This is a genomic window from Pectobacterium versatile, assembly GCF_020166435.1.
In the GTDB taxonomy this organism is placed as follows: Bacteria; Pseudomonadota; Gammaproteobacteria; order Enterobacterales; family Enterobacteriaceae; genus Pectobacterium; species Pectobacterium versatile.
The window spans coordinates 197,294-213,204 of record NZ_JAINZP010000001.1; the positions used below are offsets into that span (position 1 = coordinate 197,294).

Below are 15,911 nucleotides of genomic sequence, written 5' to 3' on the forward strand. Positions count from 1 at the left end.
CTGCCTTGTTACACAAATGTTTATATTTGTCATTGCTTCAAGTGGTATGTGAGCCGATGTCACTATCCGTGTGCGTTTTTATCCGCGGGGCAATAGGAAATGGTACGGGCGTAAACGGAATAATCCTACGCCCGCGCAGGTCAATATTCGCTATAGTCCGTGGCTGTTTTCCATTTTTACAACCCGGTTTATCATGCTTTAGCGTTCTCGTTGTTTAAACGCTGACCTATTATGGTGAACAATATCTTTATCAAGTTGTAGGAAAGCTAACTTATCCATTAATATGGATTTTAGTTGATTGAAGCACACCAACAGGGGGAGCTGTGCTGGATAATAAATTTGGGTTTAAACAGCGGGTTGCTAGCCTTCGCTGGCTGTCCGCCGCCATTATGCTGTCTGTAAGCGCAGTGCCTGCTTGGGCATTTTCTATTGATGATGTGGCACTGCAGGCTGAAAAGCTGGCACAAAAGGGTTTTGAAGCGCCGAAAAGTAATCTTCCTGCGCAATTTCGTGATATGAAATTTGCGGACTATCAGCAAATTCGTTTCAATAACGATAAGTCATACTGGAATAATGTACAGACGCCTTTCAAGCTCCAGTTTTACCATCAGGGGATGTACTTCGATACCCCAGTGAAAATTAATGAAGTCACGGCGACAACGGTTGATGAGATTAAATACTCTCCAGAGTACTTTGATTTTGGTTCCGTTAATCACGATCCTGAAACGGTTAAAAATCTCGGTTTTGCTGGTTTTAAAGTTCTCTATCCGATCAATAAAGCAGATAAGAACGATGAAATTGTCAGCATGCTGGGCGCCAGCTATTTCCGTGTGGTAGGTAAAGGTCAGATTTATGGCTTGTCTGCCCGTGGTCTGGCTATCGATACCGCGTTGCCTTCTGGTGAAGAGTTCCCGCGTTTTCGTGAATTCTGGATTGAACGTCCAAAAGCGAATGATAAACACCTAGTGATTTATGCGCTGCTGGATTCGCCGCGTGCCGCAGGGGCTTACCGTTTTACCGTTTATCCTGGTCGTGACAGTGTCGTCGATGTTCAGGCTAAAGTCTTCCTGCGTGATAAAGTGGGCAAGCTGGGTATCGCTCCGCTGACCAGTATGTATTTGTTTGGGCCTAACCAGCCGTCGCCGACGCTGAACTACCGTCCAGCGCTGAACGACTCTAACGGTTTGTCAATTCATGCCGGTAATGGTGAATGGATTTGGCGTCCGCTGAATAATCCTAAGCACCTGTCTGTGAGCACGTATGCGGTAGAGAACCCGAAAGGATTTGGTCTGCTGCAACGTGGCCGCGATTTCACTGCCTATGAAGATCTTGACGATCGTTACGATCTGCGCCCAAGCGGTTGGGTTGAGCCGAAAGGCGAGTGGGGCAAAGGAAAAGTTGAACTGGTTGAAATTCCTACTGCGGATGAAACCAACGACAACATCGTTGCCTTCTGGACGCCGGATGTGTTGCCAGAAACGGGCAAACCGCTGGATATTAAATATCGTCTGCACTTTACGCGCGACGAAGATCAACTGCATTCCCCGAATATTGCCTATGTTCAACAGACCCGCCGTTCTGCTGGTGATGTCAAACAATCTAACCTGATCCGCCAGCCTGATGGCACGATCGCTTATATTGTGGACTTTATTGGGCCGAATTTAAAAGAACTGGATGAGAACGCTCCGGTAGCTTCTCAGGTCAGCATTGGCGACAACGGCGAAATTGTAGAAAATAATGTTCGCTATAACCCAGTAACTCATGGCTGGCGTCTGACGCTGCGTTTGCGTGTGAAGGATGCGAAACAGCCGACTGAAATGAGAGCTGCGTTGGTTAATGGCGAGACGACATTGACTGAAACCTGGAGCAATCAGCTGCCTGCTAATGAATAAGTCAACTTCTTCTCTCGATTATATTGAGAAACTACCTCTGCCTGCTCCGCAGGCAGAGGTTCTTCGCGAAAAATTACCGCAAACGGCCTGGAACGATCAGGCCGTTTTGCATCAGGCCTTGTCTGAAGGTAGCCAGGTCAATGTTCAGTCTGAAGAAGATGCAGCGTTGCATTCCGTGCAGGCTCGTCTTGAAATGGCCTGGGCTGAGGGTCTGGACAACGGTAAGCAGCTCGGGACAGACAGAGAAGGGCGGACGGCATTAAAAGCGATGCCCGTCATTACCCGTGCCTCTATGTTCCCTGATGTTTGGCGGACGAACCCACTGATTCGCTGGTGGGAAAGTCTGCTGGGCCGTACCGTACCGCCTCGTCCTCATTACAGCCCGGAAGAGAAAATTTCCGAAAACCGCTGGCGTCTGGTGGGAACAATCCGCCGCTATATTCTACTGGCGTTGACGCTGTTCCAGACGGCGATCGCAACCTGGTACATGAAAACCATCCTGCCTTATCAGGGGTGGGCGTTGATCGATCCGTTTGAAATGGCGGGTCAACCTTGGACGCGCTCGGTGATGCAACTGCTGCCTTATGTGCTGCAAAGCGGCATACTCGTTCTGTTTGCGGTGCTGTTCTGTTGGGTGTCGGCCGGGTTCTGGACCGCACTGATGGGGTTCCTGCAACTGCTGATTGGTCGAGACAAATACAGTATCTCTTCTACGACGGTAGGTAACGAGGCGCTGAATCCCGAGCATCGCACGGCGTTAATCATGCCGATTTGTAACGAAGACGTAGAACGCGTGTTTGCGGGATTGCGTGCGACGTATGAATCGGTTGAAGCGACGGGCAACCTTGAGCATTTCGATATTTACGTCCTGAGCGACAGTAACGATCCCGATATCTGCATAGCAGAGCAAAAAGCCTGGATGGAGCTGTGCCGTGATGTTAGCGGAGCAGGGCGTATCTTCTATCGTCGTCGTCGTCGTCGCGTCAAACGTAAGAGCGGTAATATCGATGATTTCTGCCGCCGTTGGGGCAACCAGTACAGCTATATGGTGATTCTGGATGCCGATAGCGTGATGAGCGGTGAATGTCTGACGTCTCTGGTCAGACTGATGGAAGCGAATCCGAACGCCGGCATCATCCAGTCCTCGCCCAAAGCCTCTGGCATGGATACGCTGTACGCACGCTGCCAGCAGTTTGCAACGCGTGTCTATGGGCCGCTGTTCACCGCCGGTCTGCATTTTTGGCAGTTGGGTGAGTCGCATTACTGGGGTCATAATGCGATTATCCGCGTTAAACCGTTCATCGAGCACTGTGCTCTGGCACCGCTGCCGGGTGAAGGCTCGTTCGCCGGTGCAATTCTTTCTCACGACTTCGTTGAAGCCGCGCTGATGCGTCGTGCGGGATGGGGCGTGTGGATTGCCTACGATCTCCCAGGAAGTTATGAAGAGCTGCCGCCTAACCTGTTGGATGAACTGAAACGTGATCGCCGCTGGTGTCATGGTAACCTGATGAATTTTCGGTTATTTTTGGTTAAAGGTATGCATCCGGTTCACCGTGCCGTTTTCCTTACTGGCGTGATGTCTTATCTATCTGCACCGCTGTGGTTTATGTTTCTGGTGCTCTCTACAGCCTTACAGGTTGTGCATACGCTGATGGAACCACAGTACTTCTTGCAGCCTCGACAGCTGTTCCCCGTCTGGCCACAGTGGCGGCCAGAGCTGGCTATCGCACTCTTCTCGACAACATTGGTTCTGCTGTTCTTGCCAAAACTGTTGAGCGTGATTTTGGTGTGGGCGAAAGGGGCAAAAGAGTACGGCGGTGTTTTCCGAGTATTCCTTTCTCTGTTGCTGGAAATGCTGTTCTCGGTTCTGTTGGCACCGGTTCGTATGCTGTTCCATACGGTGTTTGTAGTCAGTGCGTTCCTCGGCTGGTCGGTGCAGTGGAATTCTCCACAGCGTGACGATGATGCGACCCCTTGGAGTGAAGCGTTTGTGCGCCACGGTTCCCAGCTGATTCTGGGGCTGGTTTGGGCGATTGGCATGGCATGGTTGGATCTGCGCTTCTTGTGGTGGCTGTCGCCGATTGTCTTCTCGCTGATTTTGTCGCCGTTCGTTTCGGTTTATTCGAGCCGCGCGTCATTGGGGTTGGGTTGTAAGCGTGCCAAGCTGTTGATGATACCGGAAGAGTTTAATCCGCCACGCGAACTGGTCGCTACGGATGAATATTGCCGATTGAACCACCAGCGTAGACTCGATAATGGGTTTATGCAGGCTGTCTTTGATCCGTCAGTTAACGCCCTTGCCAGTGCAATGGCAACGGCGCGTCATCGCTTTAGCCAGGCAATTGAAGACGTACGTGAGCAAAATGTGCACGATGCTTTGAATCGTAAACCGGAAGAGGTGAGCAATAATCAGCGTCTGGCATTGCTTAGCGATCCCGTTACGATCTCGCGCTTGCACTACCATGTGTGGCAAAAACCGGAAGCGTATGCTGCGTGGGTTGAGTCTTACCAAAAACTTCCCGCACTTCATATCAAAAGCTAACTGCTTGTAGTGTAGAAAATTAGTGGTGTGAAAGATAAAGCAACGGCAATCCATCGCTGTTGCTTTTTTTTCGTTTGTCATAACGTGTAGCCTTTCTTGGAATGAGCAACCGGAACGGTGAGTGCTGAAATATGATAGTTAATAAAGGGACGGTTCACCTTCTGGGCGGGTTTTGAAACGGCGATGTAGCCACATGTATTGATCTGGGGCGAACAGAATATTCTTTTCAACAACCTTGTTCATCCAGGCGGCGGTCACGGTTTCATTTTCTACAGGTGCACCCTGTTCAGCAGGCTGAATTAGTAATTCATAACCTTTTCCTTCGGGCAGTCGGCGTGGCACAAATGGGATGATTGCCGGATGCGCTGTTTTTATCAGCATATAGCTCCCGCGGGTGGTTGCCGCGGTGTCTACGGCAAACAACGGGGCGAATACGCTACTGCGCGGGCCATAATCATGATCTGGGGCATACCAGATGATGTCCCCCTGTTTGAGGGCGCGAATCATGCCCTTAAGATCTTTTCTGTCCAGCATGGATTTATTGGAGCGCAGCCTTCCCCACGTCTGTAACCAGTCAATCAGCTTATTATCATTCGGGCGATACACGCCGACCCCCGGATTGTACATACCAAAAACACGTGCACCGAGTTCCAACGTTAAAAAATGCAGTCCGATCAGCAATACACCTTGCTCCCGCTCGTTCTCAGGACGTATGTGCTCAAGGCCTGTTACCGTAAACCAGCGTTCGAGACGCCAATTCGGCCAAAACCAGGCCATACCCGTTTCAACTACGCCCATGCCGACCGATTCGAAATTCTTCCTGACTAATGCATCCTGCTCAGCCTGTGGCATGTCGGGGAAGCACAGTTCAAGGTTGCGAGTGGCGATCTTGACGCGCTTTGGCAGCAGGCGCATAGCCAGATAGCCGAGCGCGGTACCGATACGATAAATAACGGGGTAGGGCAGCAAAACGATCAGGTAAAGGATACCGATGCCCAACCAGGTGAGCCAGTAGCGCGGATGTAGCAATGAACGATTAAAAGAAGGGATTTGTGTCATGGCCTCAGTATCAATATTTTGGTGCTGGTCAGCACGCGAACCGTTAAAAAGAATCAAGTTAATGATTAACTGCAAGATAGATTATTGCGGTGCTTTGCCAATAAAACAAACTATTGCCGTCTTATTGACTGATTTTTATACAGAAAGCGGCAGTAATCGTACCATCTCCAGAGAATGGTTTTTGACTTTTGGTGGCATAGAGCGTGGTGAAATGGGGAAGAGGCGACCCTGAAAGAATCGCCTGACACACCATGTTTAGCGTTACTGTTTGAAAATGCCTCTGGCGTAGCGTGGTTCACTACGCCAGTACTGTGCAGGGGCGGATACCTGTGCGCCGAGTCTGGCGGCCGCATGCCACGGCCAGCGAGGATCGAAGAGTATCGCGCGAGCCAGCCCGATAGCATCTGCCTCACCGGTTGCAACGATCGCTTCAGCCTGTTCCGGTTCGGTGATCAATCCAACGGCGATGGTCGTAATGCCAACTTCTTGTTTAATCCTCTGCGCATAGGGAACCTGATAATTAGGCGCAGGATGAATCTGCTGTAATGGTGATAGTCCACCACTGGATACATGGATGAAATCGCAGCCCAATTCGTGCAGTGCTTTACTGAGCTGTACGGACTGTTCCAGATCCCAGCCGCCTTCCACACCATCTGTCGCAGAAATGCGCACACCAACGGCTTTATGTTCAGGGAAAACGTCGCGTATCGCGCGGTAAATTTCAATGATCAGACGCATTCGATTTTGAAGCGAACCGCCATAGCCATCCGTGCGCTGATTTGTCAGCAGCGAAAGGAACTGGTGCAGTAAATAGCCGTGAGCAGCGTGAATCTCTATCAGATCAAAGCCCAGACGATCCGCACGTTTAGCTGAGTCAACGAACGCGTTAATTAGCGCACGGATTTGCGGTTCTGACATGGCCTGTGGTGTCGCATCACTGGCGTTGTAAGGAACAGCCGATGGCGCGATAGTCTGCCATCCTCCCTGTTCTGGGCGCAGAAATGCCCGTCCGCTCCACGGAACGCCCGTTGAGGCTTTGCGACCCGCGTGCCCCAACTGTATGCCGAGGGGCATGTCAGAATAGGTTTTGACAGACTGAATTACGCTGGCAAGGGCTTGTTCGGTTGCGTCATCCCACAAACCAAGGTCGTGCGGGGAGATCCGACCTTCTGGCGAAACCGCGGTAGCTTCGATAATGAGCAACCCTGCGCCAGAATGTGACAGGTTACCTAAATGCATTGTATGCCAGGCTGTCGCCTTGCCGTCCTCAGCCGAATACTGACACATGGGGGCAATGATGATTCGGTTGGGCAGTTCGAGTTTACCAAGCGATACAGGGGAGAAAAGCTGACTCATAATGACAGATCCTTCGATGATGATACTTCATGAAAGCGAAAATGAATCCAAGAGGTCATTGGTTTACGGTAGATTACTCTTTCTCGTTGCGCTATTCATTTCATGCCCTGACAGCCTCAGCGCTATCAGGTATGATGCCGGGCGATTCGATGTATCGAGCTATAGCTTGACATTGAATGTCACACGCTAACCTCAATGAAGACAGGAACGTACACCATGCCAGTGTTACATAACCGAATTTCTAATGAGGAACTGAAGGCACGTATGCTTGCGGAAACCGAGCCGCGTACCACAGTCTCCTTCTATAAATATTTTACGATTGACGATCCAAAAGCCTTTCGCGATTGTCTGTATATTCAGCTTGAGCAATATAAGGTCTTCGGGCGTATTTATATTGCCACTGAAGGGATTAACGCCCAAATCAGTGTGCCCAATAATCAGTTCGATACCTTTAAAGCTGCATTGTTCAGTGCGCATCCGGCACTCGATCAGATTCGCTTAAATATCGCTCTAGAAGATGACGGGAAATCGTTCTGGGTATTGCGTATGAAAGTACGCGAACGGATTGTTGCCGATGGCATTGACGATCCTACCTTTAACCCGGCGAATGTTGGGCAATACCTGAAAGCCGATCAGGTTAATACGATGGCTGACGATCCTGATACCGTGTTTGTCGATATGCGTAATCATTACGAATATGAAGTCGGGCATTTCGAGAATGCACTGGAAGTGCCGTCGGATACGTTTCGTGAGCAGTTGCCGATGGCAGTGGAAATGCTGGATGAGGCGCGTGATAAAAATATTGTCATGTACTGCACGGGCGGTATCCGTTGCGAGAAGGCCAGCGCCTACATGCTGCATCACGGCTTTAAGAACGTGTATCACGTCGAGGGCGGCATTATCGAGTATACGCGTCAGGCTAAAGCTCAGGGTTTACCGCTGAAGTTTATCGGCAAGAATTTCGTGTTTGATGAACGTATGGGAGAGCGTATCTCTGATGATGTTATCGCGCATTGCCATCAGTGTGGAGCGTCGTGTGATAGCCACACTAACTGCCGTAATGAAGGGTGCCATCTTCTGTTTATCCAATGTCCGAGCTGTGCCGCAAAATACGAAGGTTGCTGTAGCACGCAGTGTCAGGATGAAACGACGTTGCCGCTCGAAGAGCAGAGAGCGATACGCAGCGGGCGTGAAAATGGGATGAAGATCTTCAATAAATCCAAAGGATTGTTGCAGTCAACGTTGCACATTCCTGCACCGGTAGCGAAAGACAAGGCTGAATAGCTAACGGCTCATTGTGCAATAAAAGCCCTTTCCAACAGAAAGGGCTGTGTACTGTTGATGCGTGGTGCTGCCTTATTTCTGGCGAACGCCTTCAACGGCAATAATCAGTTCTACATCCTGTGAAGCTGGACCCAAATCGGTCGTGATGTTGAAGTCTTTCAGCTTGATAGTGCCTTCGGCTTGAAATCCTGCACGGTAGTTACCCCACGGGTCATCACCTTGCCCAATGAGTTTGGCATCCAGCTTAACGGGCTTGGTGACACCATTTAAGGTCAGGTTGCCAGTAATATCGTAATCTTCACCGTCTTTCTTCACTTCAGTGGATGTAAACGTTGCCTGCGGATGCTTGGTAACGTTTAAAAATTCGGCACTGCGAAGGTGCTTGTCACGTTCAGCGTGGTTAGTGTCAACGCTGTTGGTGTTGATAGTGACATTCACTTTATCCGCTGATGGGTTTTTTTCGTCAAAGGTAAAAGCGCCATCGAAGTCGTTAAAGCTGCCATAAAGCCAGCTATAACCGAGGTGTTTAATGCGGAATTCAATAAACGCGTGCTGGCCTTCTTTATCGAACTTGTACTCTGCCGCCAGTGCAGAACCGGCAGAGGCAAGCATGGATACTGCGGTCAGGCTCAGTAGTGTTTTCTTCAGCATTGGTATTTCTCCATAAATCCAGAAAGTTAAGGAACGTTGCGACCCAACATTCGTTTCAACGTGTTATCACCATCGATAAAGTGGTGTTTTAATGCGGCTAAACCGTGCAGTGCTGATAAGGCAACCACCGCCCATGCGAGATAAAGATGCACGTCGCCTGCTATATCGGCCTGATCCGTCAAGCCGCTGACAATGGCCGGAACAGAAAACCAGCCAAAAATTGAGATGGAATGCCCTTCGGCAGTGGAAATGAGATATCCACTAATGAGAATGGCGAAAAGAATGACATAAAGCGCAATATGAGCCAGCGTCGCGCTGACGCGGGTTAATGTGGAATAGCTTTTCAACGGCGGAGGCGGTGGGGAGATAAAACGCCACACCACGCGAAAGATTAAGATGGCAAAGAACAGCACGCCAATGGCTTTGTGTATCTCTGGGGCACGGTGATACCAAATATTGTAGTACCCTAATGTGACCATCCACAGCCCTAAAGCGAACATGCCATAAACGGTTAATGCTGCAATCCAGTGCAAAAGAATGCTGATATGGCCATAACGAGAAGAGGTATTACGCCAAAGCATGGTGATAGCTCCTTATCAGATCGGTAACGTAGTCAATCCGGCGAAATTTAACAGGAAGAAACATAAAATCAATATAAATTTTCAAATTGCAACATTATCATAAACATGAGCAATTTTTTTGAATTTAAATTCATAATTTATTCAGTTTGGTTATTGAAGTTATTTACTAGAAATAGATATTTCTAATGCCTGTTTTCAGGTGAAGGATGAATAAAGACGACAGTGAAATAAAGTAATGGTACTGGGAATAGGCTCTATTAGTTGAATAATTATGTAGCAAGTGATTATTAGTATAAGGGCCGGTGGGAGTGTAAGAACAGATAGGTACGACTTAATTGATGGATATAAAAAGAAATGAGAATAGCCCTAAAATAACAACACCGCCCTATTGGCGGTGTTGTTATTTTAGGAAAATAAATCGGTATTGAATATAATATTAATAACGTTATCAATTACTAATGTTTCCGATAATCACCGACGTCATAGTCTGTCGATTCGATTTTCGCAATGCCGGCTTCGAGTATGTGTATCAACTGCCTAGCAACATCGGTCGTTAGCCAAAGCGTCCGGTCTACATGTGCTTCATCTGGTGCTTGGTCCGAGGTGGATAAGTAGTGCAAACGGATCATCATGGCGTCATAACTGTCAACGGTACTGATGTCCCAACCTACAAGAGGATGTGTCTGAATAACTTCATTTTCTCTATCCATAAATACCCCTTATTGACTAGTTACTAACATGAGTGACTAACGAGGCTTCTGGTGGCTCATTATTTTTAAATGAACATCATCAGTATACTGCTGCTTATTTAATTTATGGGAAATATTTTCAATTTTTCGTAAAAAAGATTACACAGATAGGTGTGACTAAGGGATAGATGATGCGTTAGATGAAATATCGGGACGAACAGGTTTTCATCCCGAAGGTGTTGTTAACGGGGGCGACAGAGCATTATTCCACGCCAAATCCTGCATTTTTCTCTAATGCGGCAGCAAGTCGAGCAAGGTATTTCTTCATTGCAGGATCCCGGTTCTCATTTTGAGATTCGAGTGCCAGATTGTGAATCATCAGTTTGTTTGCTTTTTCATCAAGGCAGAATGCCAGGGACGAAAAGGCAAGTTCCAGAGCGTCTATTTTGCGTTGTTGCTCGCCAATCAGCTCCAGTAGTTCCCCGAATGTCATTGCCTCTTCTGGTTTTTCTACCGTCATAACAGATACCCTCGGTCATAGCACATGGCGAATTGTCGCTTTAAACTGCCATTACAGCCTATGTCTTCGTTATTTTTCAAGCTTTAGATTACTCTGCGGTAAACCAGTCGTCGGCGCTTTCCCACGTTTCCTGCAAGATTTCAGAGATACGATCTTTGTCCTCTTTGCCAGCACCCATGACTGTCAGGTTATTTGCTGATGCATAACGAACTTGAATGGGTGTGTCGGGATAAATTTTGTGAATACGCTTTTCCAGCTCATGCCTGAGTGCGTCGACTGCACCGGTGGGTAAAAGCGTTGTCTTTGCAAGAGTGATTTCTACGCGCATGCTGACCTCCAAATTTTAAACTGTTTATTTATACAGTTATCGTGAGTGGGGAACAAGACACGCAATAAAATTTAGCCCATCGGCATAATGCGGATGGGCTTGTCGATTAACGGACTGACCAACTGAGGCTTTGGCCAGCCAGGAAGGGGATTAGCGATTCGTCGCCGAGAGCGATTTCTTCGGGGAACGTGACGGTTTCACGATGAAATTCAATCCAGCTGTCGTTTACCGGCAGGCCATAAAAACGTGGGCCGTTCAGGGAGCAGAATGCTTCGAGTTTATCCAGCGCGTTCATTTCTTCAAAAACGGTAGCGTAGGTACTTAATGCCGCCTGAGCATTGAACACACCGGCACAGCCGCAGTTGGACTCTTTTCTGTGTTTTGCATGGGGCGCGGAGTCAGTGCCGAGGAAAAGCCGGTCGCAACCGCCAGCGACCGCTTCACGTAGCGCCTGCTGATGCGTATTGCGTTTTAAGATGGGCAGGCAATATAGGTGAGGGCGAACGCCACCAACCAGCATATGATTGCGGTTAAACATCAGATGCTGCGGTGTAATGGTTGCGGCGAGATAATCATTACCTTCAACAACATACTGCGCGGCTTCTTTCGTCGTAATGTGCTCAAGGACGACCTTCAGCTCAGGGAACTGTTTGCGTAATGGTTCCAGCACCGTTTCGATGAAGCGCGCTTCCCGATCGAAAATATCCACGGCAGAGTCGGTAACTTCACCGTGGATGAGTAACGGCATGCCAATTTTCTGCATTTGTTCCAGAATGCCAGAAATATTGGCGACGCTGGTGACCCCATGGCTGGAGTTCGTTGTCGCATTGGCCGGATAGAGTTTGGCTGCAGTAAAGACGCCTTGCTCAAAGCCACTCACGATTTCGTTGGCATCAAGCGCATCGGTCAGGTAGCACGTCATCAGCGGATGAAAGTTATCACCCTGCGGGACCGCGGCTAAAATACGCTGACGATACGCGATAGCGCTGGCTACGCTGGTAATCGGCGGTGTCAGGTTAGGCATAACAATCGCACGGCCGAAGAAACGGCTGGTATAGGGGAGAACGGTTTCCAACATCCGATCGTCACGCAGGTGAATGTGCCAATCGTCAGGGCGACGGATTTTAAGGATAGTGGGCTGTGCGATCATGGAATTGCGCTCCGGCGGTCAGTAGAAAAACATCGTCTTCGGTTGGGTTTGGGACTGATACGGCGGGGGATAAGGATAAGCGTAAAGCCATTTGAATGCATCCGTTTGTTGATGAATGCTTGAAATTAACGGCGGATTGGCATTTGATAGCATTATCTTTTCATTGATAAACAAGGGATGTATATGGAAATTCGTATCGTTGCCACTATTCAGGCGAAGGCTGAGTTCATTGCTGATGTTACCGCAACGCTAAAACGCGTGGTATCACCTAGCCGACAGGAAGCGGGCAATGCGCAGTATGATCTGCATGAAGTCGCGGATAAACCCGGTTCGTTTGTGTTCTTCGAACGCTGGAAGGATCGTGATGCTGTGGCATCACATGAGCAGAGTGAGCATTTTAAACGCTTCTTGGTGGAACTGGATGGCAAAACAGACAATGTAGATATCAAATTATTGAATTTTTTAGGTTAATAAAAGATTGTACATAAAAAAACACCCGCTAATTAGCGGGTGTTTTGGTCTATAAAAATCAGAATTACTCGTTGACTGGAGTAGGCTTGGTTGCTGGCGCAGTTGACTGGTTAACTGCGGCATGACCGCCTGCCGAACCTTTTCCTGAGAACGGATAGGCTGGGCGTACCCAATCACTGTGTAGAGCAGGCTCCACGTGGTATGCCGGTGCCGGTGCTTTAGTCATTGGTGCCGTTACATGGAGCTTATGGCGAGGTTGTTCAACAACATCAACAGCCGCTGGTTTTGCTACGCTCATTGCGGGCTCTTCCACAACCTGCTGTGTTCTGGTGGTGGCTACTGGCTCATCCTGAACGCTTTGTGGCTGACGGACTTCCTGTGCTGCGGAAATCTCTGGGGTAGAAACCGGTTCTGCCACATCGGCTGTTTCAGTTGCAACCTCTTCAGTAACTATTTCTTCAGTCACTATGTTTTCAGCAACGGTGTTTTCAGCAGCAACAGCCTGTGCATCTTCGGTTACCTGAGTTGCAATAGTATCATCAACTTCAACGGCTTTTGCTTCTTCAACTGCACTCACTGCGCTGGCATCATCGATAGCCGTATTCTCGGTGATTGGCTCAACGACAGTGTCTTCGTTTACAGCACTCACTTCGACATCCGCTACATTGCTATCCTGAATGACGTCCGCGGACTGTGCTGTTGCTGTTACAGCAGTGTCTTCCTGAATGGCTGCTTCAGTAATTGCAACGTTTTCAATTGCGTTGGATTCAGCTGTACCGGGTTGTACAGTCACTGCGGTTTCGAGAACGGCTGGTAACAACAGTGTTTCGATTGCTGCCACATTTTCTTCTGGCTGTTGGCTTTCAGTTTGCTGTGACTGTGTAACAGGGTAACTAACCCATACTTTTCCTGATGCCATTTCCGGTGATGCGGCGGCAAATTCCAACTGCATTGGTGATTGAGATGGGTAACGCTCATCACGATATCGACGACGGCGCTGGCCGCTGACGCGCAGGTGGCGAGGCGAACGGCGTGAGCGACGTGGCATGCCGCCATTTTCGCCATTGCCACGATTTGCATCGTTTTGCTCGTTATCGCTCTCGTTATTGTCTACCGCAACGTCGTTTGGCTTAACGTAAGGTTGAACCAGTTCAGGTGCTTCAGCAACCAGTGCCGTATTATCAGAGAGAGTATCCTGCTGAGTTTCAGACTGGACACGTACTTTCTGCGTTAACTGACGGCGTTGGCGACGTTGCATCACTTGAGTCGGTTTATCCTGCTCGCCTGCATTGTCATCTGACTCATCAACTACTGGCTGTGTTTTTTCCTCAGCAGGAGGAGCCTGACGGCGCTCGTCCTGACGACGACGCTGACGTTCAGCACGTGGTTCACGGCGCGGTTGTTCTTCCGAACCGGCTTTCTCCACATTATCCACAGAGCGGGTTTCAACAATCGCTTCGTCGTTTTGTCGCTTATTTCGGCGCTGATCATCACGATTGTCACGAGAGCCACGGTCACGGCGATTATTGCCCTGACGGCGTGAGTTCCGACGTTCAGAACGCTGACCTTCAGTAGATTTCTCTTCTTCTGTCTTCTTCTCGTCAGCAGCATCCACTGTTTTTGCAACAGGTTCAGAGGCGAAGACACCTTTCAAGGCGCTGAAGAAACGGCTAATGAGGCCTGGCTGAGCATCCTCTGCGGCTTTCGCTACAGCAGGAGCCGCTTTGGCAACTGGAGGCGTGGTTTCCTCTGGCATTTCAGCCATGCTAAACGTTGCTAAAGCGGGTTGCTCAGGCTGTTTACGCTCGATCGTTTGTTCGTCTTGCAACTGCTGCGTTTCCGTTTCCAAACGTTGAGGCAGCAAATAGCTGAGCGTCGGTTTTTCTTCGCCTTTACGGACGCGAACAACGGAGTAGTGCGGCGTCTGCATACCGTCGTGTGGCACGATGATCGCGCGCACGCCGCCTTGACGTTTCTCAATGGCGTTAACGGCGTCACGCTTCTCGTTCAGTAGATAAGAGGCAATTTGGACTGGAACAATCGCGTGGACTTCTTTGGTGTTTTCTTTCAGCGCTTCTTCTTCAATCAGACGAAGAATAGACAGTGAAAGTGATTCATTGTCACGAATCGTGCCTGTGCCGCTACAGCGCGGGCAGACGTGGTGGCTGGATTCACCCAATGAAGGGCTCAGACGCTGACGTGACATTTCCAGCAGACCGAAGCGGGAAATCCGACCGATCTGAATACGTGCACGATCCTGACGCACGGAGTCACGTAGGCGGTTTTCAACTTCACGCTGGTGACGAACCGGAGTCATATCGATGAAGTCGATAACGATCAGGCCACCGAGGTCACGCAAGCGCAATTGGCGGGCAATTTCGTCTGCGGCTTCAAGGTTAGTATTAAACGCCGTTTCTTCAATGTCACCACCGCGTGTGGCTCGAGCGGAGTTGATATCAATGGCCGTCAGTGCTTCGGTAGTATCGATAACGACAGAGCCGCCGGACGGCAGGCGAACTTCACGCTGGAAAGCTGACTCGATCTGCGATTCGATCTGATAGTGGCTAAAAAGAGGGATTTCACCACTGTACAATTTGATTTTGCTACTGAAATCGGGACGGCCCAGCGCAGAAATGTGTTCTTTCGCCAGATCGAGAATTTTCGGGTTGTCGATCAGGATTTCGCCAATATCTGGGCGCAGATAATCACGGAAAGCGCGAACGATCACGTTACTTTCCTGATGAATCAGGAATGGTGCCGAGCGGCCTTCAGCGGCTTTTTTGATCGCGTCCCAGTGTTTCAGACGGAAAGCCAAGTCCCATTGCAATGCTTCGGCGGACTTACCCACACCAGCAGTACGAACAATGAGGCCCATGCCGTCAGGCAATTGTAACGATCCCAGCGCTTCTTTGAGCTCGGTGCGATCGTCACCTTCTATCCGGCGTGAAATGCCGCCTGCACGAGGGTTATTCGGCATTAAGACCAGATAGCTACCAGCCAGGCTGATAAAGGTGGTAAGGGCTGCGCCTTTGTTGCCACGCTCTTCTTTATCTACCTGAACAATGACTTCCTGACCTTCACGCAACACGTCTTTGATGTTAGGACGACCGTGGGAGGAATAGTTGTTAGGGAAGTATTCGCGGGCGATTTCTTTAAGAGGGAGGAAACCGTGTCTTTCAGCTCCGTAATCAACAAAAGCCGCTTCAAGACTAGGTTCGATACGAGTGATTTTACCTTTGTAGATATTTGCTTTCTTCTGCTCATGACCCGGACTTTCGATATCCAAATCATACAGCCGTTGACCATCAACCAAGGCAACACGCAACTCTTCCTGCTGAGTTGCGTTAATTAACATTCTTTTCATCTTCAACTTACTCGTTATTTTTAC

General features: G+C 49.2%; 14 protein-coding genes. 5 read left to right on the forward strand and 9 right to left on the reverse strand.

Annotation, left to right across the window (positions count from 1 at the left end; all coding sequences use genetic code 11):
* Positions 1-389 precede the first annotated feature (389 nt).
* A complete protein-coding gene (locus K7X24_RS00855; protein ID WP_224552821.1) occupies positions 390-1,892 on the forward strand; it encodes a glucan biosynthesis protein G in 1,503 nt (500 codons plus the stop codon).
* Positions 1,885-4,434: a glucans biosynthesis glucosyltransferase MdoH gene (mdoH, locus tag K7X24_RS00860; RefSeq protein WP_224552320.1), complete on the forward strand. Its 2,550-nt coding sequence runs from the start codon at positions 1,885-1,887 to the stop codon at positions 4,432-4,434. The genes K7X24_RS00855 and mdoH overlap by 8 nt, the downstream gene beginning before the upstream one ends.
* Positions 4,435-4,572: 138 nt before the next feature.
* On the opposite strand, the gene K7X24_RS00865 is transcribed toward mdoH, so the two are convergent.
* Positions 4,573-5,493 (reverse strand): Kdo(2)-lipid IV(A) acyltransferase, encoded by a 921-nt coding sequence (locus tag K7X24_RS00865; RefSeq protein WP_224552322.1) that lies wholly within the window; start codon positions 5,491-5,493, stop codon positions 4,573-4,575.
* Here K7X24_RS00865 and K7X24_RS00870 point away from each other — a divergent pair.
* Positions 5,492-5,725, forward strand: a complete 234-nt coding sequence (locus tag K7X24_RS00870; protein ID WP_224552324.1) for a hypothetical protein — start codon at positions 5,492-5,494, stop codon at positions 5,723-5,725. The genes K7X24_RS00865 and K7X24_RS00870 overlap by 2 nt on opposite strands.
* A 29-nt stretch (positions 5,726-5,754) precedes the next feature.
* On the opposite strand, the gene K7X24_RS00875 is transcribed toward K7X24_RS00870, so the two are convergent.
* A complete protein-coding gene (locus K7X24_RS00875) occupies positions 5,755-6,849 on the reverse strand; it encodes an NADH:flavin oxidoreductase/NADH oxidase (protein ID WP_224552326.1) in 1,095 nt (364 codons plus the stop codon).
* A 216-nt stretch (positions 6,850-7,065) separates the two neighbouring features.
* Here K7X24_RS00875 and K7X24_RS00880 point away from each other — a divergent pair, with 216 nt between their 5' ends.
* Positions 7,066-8,133: a rhodanese-related sulfurtransferase gene (locus K7X24_RS00880; RefSeq protein WP_224552328.1), complete on the forward strand. Its 1,068-nt coding sequence runs from the start codon at positions 7,066-7,068 to the stop codon at positions 8,131-8,133.
* Between the two features lie 72 nt (positions 8,134-8,205).
* Here the strand turns inward: K7X24_RS00880 and K7X24_RS00885 are convergent, their stop codons facing one another.
* From K7X24_RS00885 to pyrC, 6 genes are all read right to left on the reverse strand, one after another.
* Positions 8,206-8,781 (reverse strand): YceI family protein, encoded by a 576-nt coding sequence (locus tag K7X24_RS00885; protein ID WP_161503050.1) that lies wholly within the window; start codon positions 8,779-8,781, stop codon positions 8,206-8,208.
* A gap of 29 nt (positions 8,782-8,810) precedes the next feature.
* A complete protein-coding gene (locus tag K7X24_RS00890) occupies positions 8,811-9,365 on the reverse strand; it encodes a cytochrome b (RefSeq protein ID WP_224552330.1) in 555 nt (184 codons plus the stop codon).
* 455 nt (positions 9,366-9,820) lie between these two features.
* Entirely contained in the window at positions 9,821-10,075 is a 255-nt protein-coding gene (bssS, locus tag K7X24_RS00895; RefSeq protein WP_224552332.1) for a biofilm formation regulator BssS, read from the reverse strand.
* A gap of 241 nt (positions 10,076-10,316) precedes the next feature.
* Positions 10,317-10,574 (reverse strand): hypothetical protein, encoded by a 258-nt coding sequence (locus K7X24_RS00900; protein ID WP_010297192.1) that lies wholly within the window; start codon positions 10,572-10,574, stop codon positions 10,317-10,319.
* An 88-nt stretch (positions 10,575-10,662) separates the two neighbouring features.
* Positions 10,663-10,902 (reverse strand): DNA damage-inducible protein I, encoded by a 240-nt coding sequence (gene dinI / locus K7X24_RS00905; protein WP_224552334.1) that lies wholly within the window; start codon positions 10,900-10,902, stop codon positions 10,663-10,665.
* Between the two features lie 106 nt (positions 10,903-11,008).
* On the reverse strand, positions 11,009-12,052 hold the full coding sequence (gene pyrC, locus K7X24_RS00910; RefSeq protein WP_224552336.1) for a dihydroorotase: 1,044 nt from the start codon (positions 12,050-12,052) through the stop codon (positions 11,009-11,011).
* A 183-nt stretch (positions 12,053-12,235) separates the two neighbouring features.
* Between pyrC and K7X24_RS00915 the strand changes: the two genes are divergently transcribed.
* Positions 12,236-12,523 carry a putative quinol monooxygenase gene (locus K7X24_RS00915; RefSeq protein ID WP_224552339.1) on the forward strand — a complete coding sequence of 96 codons (288 nt, stop codon included), beginning with the start codon at positions 12,236-12,238 and terminating at the stop codon, positions 12,521-12,523.
* A 64-nt stretch (positions 12,524-12,587) separates the two neighbouring features.
* Here the strand turns inward: K7X24_RS00915 and rne are convergent, their stop codons facing one another.
* Positions 12,588-15,887, reverse strand: coding sequence for a ribonuclease E (gene rne, locus K7X24_RS00920; protein ID WP_224552342.1), 3,300 nt, complete (start codon positions 15,885-15,887; stop codon positions 12,588-12,590).
* Positions 15,888-15,911: the final 24 nt, after the last annotated feature.

What these genes read in the sequence shown, in the direction of transcription:
- K7X24_RS00855 (WP_224552821.1), top strand. Translation starts at nt 390, where the DNA reads ATGCTGTCTGTAAGCGCAGTGCCTGCTTGGGCATTTTCTATTGATGAT.
- mdoH (WP_224552320.1), top strand. Translation starts at nt 1,885, where the DNA reads ATGAATAAGTCAACTTCTTCTCTCGATTATATTGAGAAACTACCTCTG.
- K7X24_RS00870 (WP_224552324.1), top strand. Translation starts at nt 5,492, where the DNA reads ATGGCCTCAGTATCAATATTTTGGTGCTGGTCAGCACGCGAACCGTTA.
- K7X24_RS00865 (WP_224552322.1), bottom strand. Translation starts at nt 5,493, where the DNA reads ATGACACAAATCCCTTCTTTTAATCGTTCATTGCTACATCCGCGCTAC.
- K7X24_RS00875 (WP_224552326.1), bottom strand. Translation starts at nt 6,849, where the DNA reads ATGAGTCAGCTTTTCTCCCCTGTATCGCTTGGTAAACTCGAACTGCCC.
- K7X24_RS00880 (WP_224552328.1), top strand. Translation starts at nt 7,066, where the DNA reads ATGCCAGTGTTACATAACCGAATTTCTAATGAGGAACTGAAGGCACGT.
- K7X24_RS00890 (WP_224552330.1), bottom strand. Translation starts at nt 9,365, where the DNA reads ATGCTTTGGCGTAATACCTCTTCTCGTTATGGCCATATCAGCATTCTT.
- bssS (WP_224552332.1), bottom strand. Translation starts at nt 10,075, where the DNA reads ATGGATAGAGAAAATGAAGTTATTCAGACACATCCTCTTGTAGGTTGG.
- K7X24_RS00900 (WP_010297192.1), bottom strand. Translation starts at nt 10,574, where the DNA reads ATGACGGTAGAAAAACCAGAAGAGGCAATGACATTCGGGGAACTACTG.
- dinI (WP_224552334.1), bottom strand. Translation starts at nt 10,902, where the DNA reads ATGCGCGTAGAAATCACTCTTGCAAAGACAACGCTTTTACCCACCGGT.
- pyrC (WP_224552336.1), bottom strand. Translation starts at nt 12,052, where the DNA reads ATGATCGCACAGCCCACTATCCTTAAAATCCGTCGCCCTGACGATTGG.
- K7X24_RS00915 (WP_224552339.1), top strand. Translation starts at nt 12,236, where the DNA reads ATGGAAATTCGTATCGTTGCCACTATTCAGGCGAAGGCTGAGTTCATT.
- rne (WP_224552342.1), bottom strand. Translation starts at nt 15,887, where the DNA reads ATGAAAAGAATGTTAATTAACGCAACTCAGCAGGAAGAGTTGCGTGTT.